The organism is Methanogenium sp. S4BF (assembly GCF_029633965.1).
Lineage (GTDB): Archaea > Halobacteriota > Methanomicrobia > Methanomicrobiales > Methanomicrobiaceae > Methanogenium.
Genome location: NZ_CP091277.1, coordinates 1,601,484 through 1,613,890 on the forward strand (window position 1 = coordinate 1,601,484; position 12,407 = coordinate 1,613,890).

Here is a 12,407-nt window from a genome sequence, read left to right on the forward strand (position 1 = left end):
AGTGAGGGTACATGCTATAATATAGGCAAGGAGTACCAGTCGGCTCTATACACTCCGGTCGGGAAGGGGATATCAGGTGAAATATATTGTTGTAACAGGCGGTGTGATGAGTGGCCTCGGAAAAGGCATCACCACCGCATCCATTGGCCGTCTGCTAAAAAACCGTGGATATGCGGTAACCGCGGTAAAAATTGACCCGTACCTGAATATTGACGCAGGTACGATGAACCCGGGCCAGCACGGTGAGGTATATGTCCTCTCGGACGGCGGAGAAGTTGACCTTGACCTCGGCAATTATGAGCGGTTTCTGGATATTGAACTCACATCCGCCCATAACATCACCACGGGAAAGGTCTACCGGGAAGTCATCGAGAAGGAGCGTCGTGGGGACTATCTGGGCGCAACGGTCCAGATAATCCCGCATATTACCGCCCAGATCAGGGATTTCATCGCAGAAGCAGCCAAAATAGAGGTTTCCCCCGGTGAAGCCCCGGAGATCTGTCTGGTTGAGGTCGGCGGCACGGTCGGTGATATCGAGAGTATGCCATTCCTGGAGGCAGTCCGTGAGATGCGCGCCGAACTCCCGAAAGAGGATATGGCCCTCGTGCATGTCACTCTGGTTCCCGCAGACAATATGGGTGACCACAAGACCAAACCGACCCAGCACTCGGTGAAGGCCCTGCGGGAACTGGGCCTGCAGCCGGACGTCATCGTCGGCAGAAGCGACTGCATCATGAGCGCTGCCACAAAGAGAAAGATCTCCGCGTTCACGGATGTGTCAGCAAAGGCGGTTATCAGCGCGATTACCGCCCCCGACATCTATCTGGTGCCGATGGAGATGGAGAAGGAGGGACTCGCAGAAGTGATCGCCGAACAGCTTCACCTGAAGGCCCGGGAACCGGAAAACAGCTGGTACACGCTCATCAACCGGGAGAGCACAGCCCGTGTGACCATTGCCATCGTGAGCAAATACGGCATCGAGGATGTCTATATCTCCATCAAGGAATCCCTGAAACATGCCGGGTTCGCTCTTGCAACTGAAGTGGACATCCGGTGGCTGGATGCAGAAACATTCTCCAGCGATGAACTCGCGGATGTGGACGGAGTGCTCGTACCCGGTGGATTTGGCAACCGGGGCATTGAAGGGAAAATAAGGGCCATCGAATACGCCCGAACCCACAAAAAACCCTATCTCGGCCTCTGCCTCGGGTTCCAGCTCGCAGTTATCGAGTATGCCCGCAATGTTGCAGGCATTCCCGATGCAACAAGTGAAGAGATGGGGCCCGGCTCCCACGTCATCGCTATTCTTCCTGAACAGGAAGATGTGGAGGATTTGGGCGGTACGATGCGTCTCGGAAACTGCACGGCAGATATCCGCAGAGGTACCCGGGTGCATGCTCTCTATGGCACTGACACCATCACCGAACGCCACCGGCACCGCTATGAGGTAAACCCTGAATATATCGGACAGTTAGAAGAGGCAGGACTCGTCTTCTCCGGCACCTGCGGACAGCGGATGGAGACCTGCGAACTGAATCAGGATACATTCTTCCTCGCAACCCAGTTCCACCCGGAATTCAAATCAACCCCGACCCACCCGTCACCCCCCTATGTCGGCTTTGTCCAGGCATGTCGCGAACAGAAATTACAGAAAATGGAGTAGGCAATCATGGTAAAAACAGAAAAATTTATTGAAGAAGCAATCGCGGACATCCGCCAGAAGGCCGGCGATGACTATGTGGTCATGGCCCTCTCGGGCGGTGTAGACAGCTCGGTCTGTGCAGAACTTGCAAAGCGGGCAATCGGAGACCGCCTCATTCCCATCTATGTGGATACAGGCCTGATGCGGAAAGGAGAGAGCGACCGGATTCGCGAGCTCTTCAGTGACATTAACCTGAAGATGGTTGATGCGTCAGAAGAGTTCATCTCGGCCCTGAAAGGTGTCACCGACCCCGAAGAGAAGCGTAAAATCATCGGCGAGAAGTTCATCCGCGTCTTTGAGCGTGAGGCACGCGAGACAAAGGCCGCCTACCTGCTGCAGGGCACCATTTATCCCGATATCATCGAGAGCGAAGGCGGTATTAAAAGCCACCACAATGTCGGCGGTCTGCCCGTTGACATCGACTTCAAGGGTGTCATCGAACCGCTCGTTGACCTCTACAAAGATGAAGTCAGGGAAGTCGCAGGCGCACTTGCAATGCCCACCGAGATCCAGCACCGGATGCCCTTCCCGGGGCCGGGCCTTGCCGTCCGCTGTGTTGGTGAGGTGACCGAGGAGAAGATTGCCATCGTCCGTGAGGCAAACGCCATCGCAGAAGAGGAGCTGGTCGAACAGTTCAGCCCGTGGCAGTGCCTTGCGGCAGTCATCGGCCTCGGTACCGGGGTGAAAGGGGACATCCGCCTCCATGGGTGGATTGTTGCCGTCCGTGCAGTCTATTCCCGTGATGCAATGACCGCAGAACCGGTTGAAGTGCCGTGGGAGAACCTGCACCGCATCGCATCGCGGATAACCGCAGAAATTCCGGGCGTCTCCCGGGTGGTCTACGACATCACCCCCAAACCCCCGGCAACCATCGAATACGAGTGATAAGAAAGCAAGACAGAAGAGAGGAAGCGAGAATAATGGTACAGAATGAATACCGTGATATGTGTGAGACATACCTGATGCGCAACTTCAGCCGTGATCTGTTGATCACACGCGGCAAAGGGGCACGGGTATGGGACGATGAGGGAAATGAATACATCGACTGTGTGGCAGGCATCGCTGTCTGTTCCACCGGCCACTGCCACCCGAGAGTATCAGAGGCCATCTGCCGCCAGGCACAGGAGCTCATCCATATCTCAAACCTCTTCTATGTCCCCGGACAGGCAGAACTTGCCAAACGGATTGCAGAGAAGGCGGGCATCAAAGGCGGACGTGTCTTCTTCTCCAATTCCGGAACAGAAGCTGTTGAGGCGGCCATAAAACTCGCCCGTGTCCGCACCGGAAAGAAGCGGTTCATCGCGTTTAAATCCGGGTTCCACGGCCGGACGTGCGGTGCACTCTCCCTGACCTACAAGGAGGCCTACCGTCTCCCCTTCTGCCCTCTCCCGTATGAATGCGAATTCATCGAATACGGCGACATCGAGGGCCTGAAGGCGGTAATGGACGGGACAATAGCGGCTGTCATCACCGAACCGGTACAGGGTGAAGCAGGTGTCATCCCCGCACCTGACGGATTCCTGGAGGAAGTACGCAGCATCTGTACCGAAAACGACGCACTCCTGATAATTGACGAGGTGCAGACCGGATTCGGGCGGACCGGGAAATGGTTCGGCTTCCAGCATGCGGACATCGAGCCTGACATCATCACGATGGCTAAGGGCATCGCCTCCGGGTTCCCCATGGGCGGCATCGTCGCACGGGAGGGGCTGGAGTTTCTCCCCGGCGAACATGGCGGCACCTTCAACGGCGGCCCGCTTGCCTGTGCAGCAGCACACGCCACCCTTGATGTCCTTGAGGAAATCATCGATGACATCGAACGCAGAGGGAAACGCTTCCGTGACGGGCTCGCTGCCTGCAACCCCCGTCAGCGGGGCCTGATGATCGGCATCACCCTCGGTGACCGCTGTGCACAGGTGAAGGAGTATTGTGAGAAACACGGGGTGCTCGTCAACTGCACCAGCGGAAACCTCCGCCTCATCCCGCCGCTCGTTATCACCGACGAGGATATTGACCAGGCGGTCAGGGTTATCAATGAAGCACTTGATTCGTGAAGTATTTCTGGAAGAAGGGTATGTCTTTGCGACACGGGCAGCGGATATCGCCCGTGAAGCGGGGCACACCCGCCCGGCACGTCTGGCGAGCAATGAAAACCCGTTTCCACCGTCACCGAAGGCAGTCAAGGCGGCAACAGACGTCTTGCCCAACGCAAACCGCTACCCGGACGAGACAAACCGTGAGTTCATCGCCGCACTGAAAAAGCGGCACGGCGACTACCGGTTTGTAGCAAGCGTCGGCATGGACGGCATCATTGACACCGTCATCCGCACCTTTATCACAGACGGGGACCCGGTGGCGGTGGCAACACCCACCTACTCCTACTACGGGCTTGCTGTGCGGGCGCAGGGAGGCGCCACCGTATCTGTACCCCGGAAGGAGGACTTCTCCGTTGACCCGGCGTCGTTCTGCAGGGATGCGGCAGGGACAAAACTTGCCTTCCTCTGCACCCCGAATAATCCGACCGGGACAACGGAGACGACGGAGACCGTCGCACAGATCTGTGAGAACTATGAAGGGATTCTCTTCCTTGACTGTGCCTATATCGAGTTTGACGGAACCGACTACCGTCCCCTGATGAAGAAATTCGACAACCTCATCATCGGAAGGACGATGTCCAAGGCCTATTCGCTTGCCGGACTGCGGGTCGGATACGCCTTTGTGCCGGCATGGTACGAACCCTTCTACAACCGGGCGGCAACCCCCTTCACCCTCAACATGGTCTCGCAGGCAGCCGGCGCAGCGGCCTTAAGAGACACCGTGCATGTGAAAACAATCGTATCGGTCGTCCAGGAATGGCGCCAGCGGTTCATCGATGAATGCCCGTTCCCGGTCGTACCCGGCGGGGCGAACTTTGTGATGGTGGACGTGGCGCCCCGCACAGCCGAGGATGTGGTGACAGAGCTCGCACAAAAGGGGGTCATTGTCCGGTCCTGTGCCAGTTTCCCCGGACTTCCGGACCACTACATCCGTGTCTCCATCGGTGAACCGTGGGAGAACGAAGCATTCATCACTGCCATCGGTGAGATATACCAGCCATGATGACCGCGCTTACCGGGACACCCGGTACCGGAAAAACAACCATCGCCTCCATCCTCAATGCCCGCGGCATGCAGGTTGTGTCGCAGAAGCAGTCGATGGAACCCTACCTCCTCGAGCATGACGCTGAACGCGACACCGACATCATCGACGAGGATGCATGGGTGGACGCCTTTGTCCCGGTGGAGGGCATCATCGAAGGCCACCTCACCCATCTTCTGCCCGCAGACCGGGTGGTTGTGCTGCGCTGCCGCCCCGATATCCTCGCCGCACGGCTGAGAGCACGCGGATATGCCGAGGAGAAAGTGCAGGAGAATGCGGAGGCAGAGGCACTGGATGCGATTCTCATCGAAGCACTCGAAGTGCACCCGGAGGAGCATATCACGGTGATTGACACCACAACTCAGAGTGCGCAGGAGACAGCAGATGAGATCGAGGCATTTATCCGTGGTGATGCGCCACATACCCTCACTATACCTGACTGGTCAGAATTTTTAGGAAGAGATGTATGACCGTTGACAATTACCGCCCCCGTGTCCAGTGGATCGTTGAACCGGTAGCCAAAGGTATGGCAAAGGTCGGGTTTACGCCGAATGCCTGTTCAGTGATCTCCTTTCTGGCGGCGGTTGCCGCAGGTGCTGCATTCTATTACGAGGCGGCCCTTTTAGGCGTCATCTGTGTACTCCTCAATGCCTTCTTTGACGGGGTGGACGGGGCGATTGCCCGTGTCACCGGCAGCGCCGGGATGAAGGGGGACTTCCTCGACCATGTCATCGACCGGTATGCAGACATCTTCATCATCACCGGCATATTCGCAGGGCCCCTCGCCTCCCCTTTTATCGGCGTCTTTGCCCTCACAGGTGTCCTCATGTCCTCATATCTGGGGACACAGGCACAGGCGGTGGGCGTGGGCCGGGTCTACGGCGGCATCCTCGGCCGGGCCGACCGCCTGCTCCTCCTCATCGTCTTCGGGATCATCGCCGGATTCATTCCGGGCGCGGTGTATGCAGGCATCACGGTGATGGACGGAATGCTCATAATATTCGGTGTCCTCGGACATATCACCGCCCTGCAGCGGTTCCATGAGACCTGGAAACAGCTCTGAATATCTTTTTTTCCGGCTCATCACATTTTTTCCTGACTCTGATTTTCACCATCTTTTGCCGTATTATATGCCATACCCGGAGCAGGAGGGATGCCTGCCCGGACCTCTTTTTACTATCGCAAATGGGAGTTGGCCCAGGCAGGGAGGAGGGCTCCCCCTTCCTTCCTTCCTTCCTTCCTTCCTTTTCAATTCAGGGCAGGGAATTATCTGCCTAAAATAACGAAGAGCGACCAAATCCCTGACTTTGATGAAGGGAAAGATGGCATCACATCAGGATTCCGGGATAGAAAGGTTTTGAACAGACTCAGAAAACAACATACCCCTCTCTCCCGCCCGGCATACGCCTGCTCCTCCTCTCCCCACGGAGAGAGAGAGGCGGTTCATGCGATGGGACGGTTAGCCGCGGTAGCAAAAAACCATATATTCCGGCCAAATTTTTATTCATCAGGCGTCAAATATCACATTGAAGAGGATAATCATGACCATCCCGGAAGAATCTTCAAACCAACCAGAACAGACAGATACTACCACAGCTCTCCATGAACTCGGGTGGGACGAAAAACAGGAAAATGCATTCTCCCGCTATACAGGCCCCTACATTCCCGGAAGGGTCGCATCACGGCACAAGACAGTTTTCGATGTACTCCTTCCGGATGAAACCGTCCGGGTGGGAACATCCGGTGCGCTCCGGCGTCTCGGGAAAGTCCCCGCAGTCGGCGACTTCGTGGTGCTCCTCGACCAGCCCGAAACCGGATCCAGGATGATTGTCGACATTCTTCCCCGGCGAAGTACACTGTCCCGGGGTGCACCGGGTGACGGCGGGTCCTGTCAGGTGATTGCAGCAAACCTCGACACGGTCTTCATCGTCACCGCGGCAGGGCGGGACTTCAATCTCCGGCGGCTGGAACGCTACCTTGCGGTTGTGCATGCGTCCGGTGCCCGGCCGGTCATCGTCATCAACAAATCGGACGTGGCAGAGGATGCAGATGCACTCGTTGAAGAGACTGCCGCCATCGCCGGGGATACCCCCGTTGTGCTGACCAGCGCCCGTGAGGGGAGCGGGCTTGCAGCACTTGGCCCGTTCCTTTCGGCAGGAACAACCGTCGCCCTCGTCGGCTCGTCCGGGGTCGGAAAGTCCACCCTCATCAACGCACTCCTCGATGACACAGTGCAGGAGACCTTTGACGTGCGGGACTATGATGAGCGGGGGCGGCACACTACCACGGTCCGTCAGCTCTTCAGTCTCCCTTGCGGGGCGATGGTCATCGACAACCCCGGGGTCCGGGAAATCCAGCTGGGAAATGCCGCCGCAGGACTGGCCGAGACCTTCGCAGATATCGCTGAATTTGCCACAGACTGCCGGTACCGTGACTGCCGCCATGACGGGGAGCCCGGCTGTGCCGTGCAGGAGGCAGTAAATGCGGGGCTCATCCCTGAAGAACGTCTCCTCTCCTACCAGCGACTCGTGAAGGAGGCCGATTTTCAGGCGGAAAAAGATGACATCGGACTTAAACGGCTTGAAAAGAAGAAATATAAATGGATTGGAAAAGCCGCGAAGCAGCTAAATAAAGAGAAGGGCAGATAAAAAAATCTGTCCTTCATTCCTCACGGTCCATGGTTCCGAAAATGCCGTTTCGGAATCAGAAGCTCCTGCGCAACCGACTCAAAGTATTTGTCCGTCATCCCCGCCAGATAGTCACGTACGAGTTCTGGTGGTGTTGCCGTATCCAGGTAGGCGGATGAAACCCACTCCGCACGGATGAGGTCCTGGTAGATAAGCGAGTCTGTCTGCTCTTCTTCGACATCTCCGAGAAACCGTTCAAAGAGCACCCCGTAGAGATTTTTGATGAGCGGGTCCTGGGCGTGCAGGACGGCATTTTCATAGATATTTGCATAGTTGTACTGTTTCAGCATCTTCACGCAGGCTGATATTTCCGGTGAAAACCCGACCTCCCCACAGTCAAAACTGCAGGCAATCACGTCCCGGCAGACCGTGTCGATGATGGACGCGTTGAACCGGCGGTAATCTCCCGCGAGGGAGAACAGTGTCCGGCACTCCTCCGGGAGACCGGGGAGGGAGGGGGCGAGGCAGCCAATCTCGATTGCGTCCTGCAGGTCACGCCCGAGATAGGCAATGGTGTCTGCGATGCGCACCACGCACCCCTCAAGCGTGCCGGGAACCTGATCCTTCTTCTGCTGCATCAGCTCCCGTTTTTGGGAAAGCCCTTCCGGAGTCGTGATCGGTTCAGGTGCAAGACGGGTATTATGCACCTCCCCGTCATGACAGAGAATCCCGTCCAACACCTGCAGGGTGAGATTCGTATCCTCAATTGTATCAAGAAACTGTATACTCTGCACGTTATGACAGAAACGGCCGATATTCTGTGTTTCACAAATTTCAGAGAGACACTGTTCCCCGAAGTGCCCATAGGGCGGGTGGCCGATGTCATGCCCAAGGGCGATGGCCTCAATTAAGTCCTCGTTTAAGAAGAGGGCACGTCCGATGGTCCTCCCGATCTTCGCCACCAGCTGGATATGGATCGCACGGTGGGTGATATGCTCGTTGTCCAGCAGGTAAAAGACCTGTGTCTTGTCGATATACCGTGAAAAGGCCCGCGAGTGAATAATCCGGTCGATGTCGCGGAAAAAGGGAGGCCGGATGACCCGGTCCTCCGGCAGCCCCCCGTCCCTCCGTATGGCCGCATCGTCACGGCAGGCATGGGAAGAGAGAAGCGCTGCCTTCTCCTTTAGCCTCCGGGTAATCGCATCGAGCTGTGCACCCGCTATCTCCATGGTATGAGGATTGCCTGCCACACCACATTAAACCGATTCTTCCGACCGGTCCCTCTCACGGATCAGCTTCTGTGTAGAGAAACGTGCCCAGGCAAATCCAACGCCCGCACCGATGGTGTTCCCGATGACAAGGCCCCACCAGACCCCCGCAAGACCCCACCCGAGGGTGACTGCAAGAAGATAACAGGAGACGATGGTCAGGAAGATGGTGCGTATCAACGTCACGGTAAGAGCGTCCATGCCCCGCCCGAATCCCTGGAGAAGAGACGCAGAGAACATGCCGAAGCCGATGGCAGGGAAGAAGAAGCAGACCGTCTGCAAAAAGATGACGAGGCCGGGATAGAGGTGGGCGGCATCATCACTATAGGTGAAGGCATGGGCAATATATGGGGCAAAGAGATAGACGGCGGCTGTTGCCGCAAGACTGATGCCGAGCCCCAGACGGATGGCATAAAGATGCCCCTCCTCCGCCTTCCGGATGATGCCTGCCCCGTAGGCCGCCCCGCATACCGATACAACCGCCGTTGAGATGCCGAGAAGCGGGGTGACACCGATGGTGATCACCCGCCAGCCGGTGGTATAGATGGCGATACCATCTGTTGTTGCCACCATGAGAATGATGAGGTTGAGAGCGAAGGTCGTCGCAGCCATTGAAATATGCTGCACAGATGCAGGAATGCCAACCTTCAGGATCTCCCGGGTGATCGGCCGGGAAAAGGAGAAACCGGCAAAGGATATCTGGACATGTGTATCCCGTTTCACAAAGATCCACCAGAATATCGGAATGCAGGCAGTGATGAACGCAATAACCGTCGCCCACGCTGCTCCCTCCACCCCCATCCCCAGCCCGTATATGAAGACCGGGTCAAGGATGATATTCACAAGAGAGCTCACAAGCATCACATACATCGTCCGTTTTGCATCCCCCTCACCGCGGAGCACTGCACTGCCGATGGCAAGAAAGAGAATGAAAAATGTGCCAAGGAAGATAATGTCCGCATACCCCGCGGCCATCACGGTGACCGGCGTGTCCCCGAGTATCAGGCCGAAGTAATCTGTTACGATGAGTCCCGTGATGGTAATAATGACAGAGAACACGACCACCAGAACAGCTGTGTGGGTGGCGACACTGTTTGTGCCTTCCCGGTCACGCATGCCGATATGGCGGGATACCGCAGCGCCCGCACCGACCCCCATGCCGTTTGCAAAGCCGAATACGGCAAAGAAGAACGGGAAGAAGAACCCGACCGCCGCAAGTGCGTCGGCACTGATGCCTGCCACCCAGAATGCATCGGTCAGGTTATAGATCGTCTGGAGGACCATGCCGACCATGACGGGCCAGGCAAGGCTGCGTATGGCCGGTTTCGGGTCGCCGAGAAGGGTTTCGACACCTGCTTTCATCTGACCCCTCATGTATTCTCCTCCGGCACGCAGAGGGACAGATCACAACCATTGCGGATACACCTGATGTCATACCAGATACAAACCACGGGCCAAAGACAGGTCCGAACTCCCTGAATACCATTCATCTGCCTTTTACTTAAACCGCGGAAATGATAACCCTGCCCCGGAGAGGATGAGTCCTGCGAAAAAATGATGTAAAAAAGTTACCGGAGGGAGATCTCTTCTATGAGATACACCCGCATCGCTTCAGCAAGGGCACGGATCTTCTGCGGGTCATGGGCATCAGCGCAGGAAGGAATGGAGACTGTCATCTCCCCGCGGTAGGTGGAGACATAGCCACCGATACCTGGCGGGTATACCTCCCGGGAGGTGAGGTACGCCTTCGTGACCTGCAGGGGGGTGCCATTCTCTCCATGCTGAAATGCTGCCGCCGGTGAAGGGATGGCGCCCACATTGCTCAGGAAGGGATTCTTCTCCCCGGTGAGGCGACATTCCTTTCCGAGACCGGCCATAAAGGCCTTCACCGCACCAACACCACCCGCATAGAGACGCTCATACAACACCATTGACCCCAGGCCGAAGTTCCCGTCCTTCATCTCCCGCATTGCCCGGGATACCGCAGGCAGGGCCGTACGCATCCCCTGACAGCAGGAGGGGGAAAGGGAAAGGCCATAGGCGACCGAGAGGTTGCTGATGCTGCGGGATGGCGGAGCAGGGAGATACCGGCGCAGGTCCATGGCACCGAAAATGTCCAGGCGGGGCGCTGCTGCATACCTGTCCCCGCAGACCTGCACAAGCGCACAGAACCAGGCCGCCATAATCCGGTCATTGAGGGTCACCCCGGCAGCCTTCCCGGCAACCCGGAGGGCGGTGACCTCGTCTGCTCCGGTCATACATGAATCCCAGACAAGCGGGCCGCACGGACCATCACGGCAGGGAAATGACCAGTTGTCCACAAACGCAGATTCACGTTCATAAACAGCATCAAGTTCTTCTGCCGTGAACTGCGCACTGATGGCATCCGTGCCGCGGGGCTCCCAGGACGGCCCCTGAAAGACAGGAGGTTTTCCTGCACATACCCGCCGGTAGGCATCCGCACACAGGGCCGCTGCCTGAAAGAGACCGTTTGCATCCATCGCCCCGTGGTGTGCGGAGATGATGAGAACATCCCCGCGCCCTTCCCCTGCTTCAGCGCTCCGGCAGAGGCGCACATCCATCTGGGGACCGGCAAACGGATCGATTGAGACAAGCGGGAGGTGATTCGGATCAATCCCCGGGGAGATGTCGTGCACTGAGAAGGCGGGTTTTTCACCCATGCTGCACTGCCAGTAGCCCCGGTCATCTGCCTCACCGTAGTGCGACGAAAGGATGGGTGCCATCGTGCCGGCCGCCTCCACCGCTTTCTCCATGGCAGACAAATCAAAGGCGCCATCCGCCTGCATCACAAGGTGGAGCGTCGGATCACAGATCGCTGAAAAATGGATATTTGCGACATCAAACGCCGAAGCCGGGTGCATTCCGGCATGGCGGACCCGGGAGCTTTTCATATTCACTCACCGAATCCGGGCTACAGGATGATATGCCTTTGTATCGACCCTGATAAAAAAGGATGAACTGCCTCAGGCAAGGAGAAGACAGAGGAGGCAGATCACCGGAGGTATCACCAGGTTATCTTCAATAGGTGAGACCAGTTCTGCGATGCCTGCCACAACTGCCGCTGCTGCCGCAGTGAGCGGAGAGAGAAGAAATACAAGAGGAATGAACGCTGCAACGATACCGCCTGCCGTGCCTTCCCACGATTTCCCGTTGAAGATACGATGCCGCCCGAAATGCAGCCCCGCAATCGTGCTGACCGAATCAAGGACGGCAAGGGTGAGCACTCCTGCCACCACATAGTCTACCGGGAAGAAGATCAAACAGAACAACGCTGAGAGCACAAAACATACCGCTCCATAACCGGGCATCCTTCCGGTGCGTTCAAGATTCTCCACCATCGCTGATGCAATCGGGACACGATATCCACGGTCAACAAGGTCAATGAGCACAAACCCGCCAAAGAGCCCAAGGGCAAGCACCATGATGGCATACTCCCTGCCAAGGAAGGCAATCGCAAGAGCGATAACGACACCAAACCCCAGATGCACCAGCTGACGGCAGTCTTCATTCATTACCCGTTATTTGTGATACCCGTGGATAAATGCGCCGGAATCACCCCGCGAACAGTGACAGAACAGGAATACCGGAGAAGAGCAGGGGAAATGACCAGACCAAAACCCTGAATAAACCGGATAAAAAATACTAACACAG

The 12,407-nt window shown here is 56.9% G+C and carries 11 protein-coding genes; 7 read left to right on the forward strand and 4 right to left on the reverse strand.

Translation table 11 applies throughout. The features are described 5' to 3' along the window. Positions 1 to 76 precede the first annotated feature (76 nt). From L1S32_RS07710 to rsgA, 7 genes are all read left to right on the forward strand, one after another. A complete protein-coding gene (locus tag L1S32_RS07710) occupies positions 77 to 1,663 on the forward strand; it encodes a CTP synthase (protein WP_278154442.1) in 1,587 nt (528 codons plus the stop codon). A gap of 6 nt (positions 1,664 to 1,669) precedes the next feature. Then, positions 1,670 to 2,587 carry a glutamine-hydrolyzing GMP synthase gene (gene guaA / locus L1S32_RS07715; RefSeq protein ID WP_278154443.1) on the forward strand — a complete coding sequence of 306 codons (918 nt, stop codon included), beginning with the start codon at positions 1,670 to 1,672 and terminating at the stop codon, positions 2,585 to 2,587. Positions 2,588 to 2,622: 35 nt separating this feature from the next. After that, the gene (locus tag L1S32_RS07720) at positions 2,623 to 3,756 is read left to right on the forward strand and encodes an acetylornithine/succinylornithine family transaminase (protein WP_278154444.1); all 1,134 of its coding nucleotides are present in this window, start codon (positions 2,623 to 2,625) and stop codon (positions 3,754 to 3,756) included. Further along, the gene (locus L1S32_RS07725) at positions 3,737 to 4,801 is read left to right on the forward strand and encodes an aminotransferase class I/II-fold pyridoxal phosphate-dependent enzyme (RefSeq protein ID WP_278154445.1); all 1,065 of its coding nucleotides are present in this window, start codon (positions 3,737 to 3,739) and stop codon (positions 4,799 to 4,801) included. The genes L1S32_RS07720 and L1S32_RS07725 overlap by 20 nt, the downstream gene beginning before the upstream one ends. Continuing rightward, positions 4,798 to 5,310 (forward strand): adenylate kinase family protein, encoded by a 513-nt coding sequence (locus tag L1S32_RS07730; RefSeq protein WP_278154446.1) that lies wholly within the window; start codon positions 4,798 to 4,800, stop codon positions 5,308 to 5,310. Before L1S32_RS07725 ends, L1S32_RS07730 begins: the two co-directional genes overlap by 4 nt. Further along, positions 5,307 to 5,903 carry a CDP-alcohol phosphatidyltransferase family protein gene (locus L1S32_RS07735; protein ID WP_278154447.1) on the forward strand — a complete coding sequence of 199 codons (597 nt, stop codon included), beginning with the start codon at positions 5,307 to 5,309 and terminating at the stop codon, positions 5,901 to 5,903. Before L1S32_RS07730 ends, L1S32_RS07735 begins: the two co-directional genes overlap by 4 nt. Before the next feature lie 463 nt (positions 5,904 to 6,366). After that, complete coding sequence (rsgA, locus tag L1S32_RS07740) at positions 6,367 to 7,488, forward strand: ribosome small subunit-dependent GTPase A (RefSeq protein ID WP_278154448.1); 1,122 nt, start codon at positions 6,367 to 6,369, stop codon at positions 7,486 to 7,488. Positions 7,489 to 7,508: 20 nt separating this feature from the next. On the opposite strand, the gene L1S32_RS07745 is transcribed toward rsgA, so the two are convergent. The 4 genes from L1S32_RS07745 to L1S32_RS07760 all read right to left on the reverse strand — a co-directional run bounded on the left by L1S32_RS07745 (position 7,509) and on the right by L1S32_RS07760 (position 12,268). Next, entirely contained in the window at positions 7,509 to 8,717 is a 1,209-nt protein-coding gene (locus L1S32_RS07745; RefSeq protein ID WP_278154449.1) for an HD domain-containing protein, read from the reverse strand. Positions 8,718 to 8,723: 6 nt separating this feature from the next. Further along, positions 8,724 to 10,097: an MATE family efflux transporter gene (locus L1S32_RS07750; RefSeq protein ID WP_278154450.1), complete on the reverse strand. Its 1,374-nt coding sequence runs from the start codon at positions 10,095 to 10,097 to the stop codon at positions 8,724 to 8,726. 206 nt (positions 10,098 to 10,303) lie between these two features. Beyond that, positions 10,304 to 11,647 (reverse strand): hypothetical protein, encoded by a 1,344-nt coding sequence (locus L1S32_RS07755; protein WP_278154451.1) that lies wholly within the window; start codon positions 11,645 to 11,647, stop codon positions 10,304 to 10,306. A 72-nt stretch (positions 11,648 to 11,719) separates the two neighbouring features. Continuing rightward, complete coding sequence (locus L1S32_RS07760; protein ID WP_278154452.1) at positions 11,720 to 12,268, reverse strand: phosphatidate cytidylyltransferase; 549 nt, start codon at positions 12,266 to 12,268, stop codon at positions 11,720 to 11,722. Positions 12,269 to 12,407 lie beyond the last annotated feature (139 nt).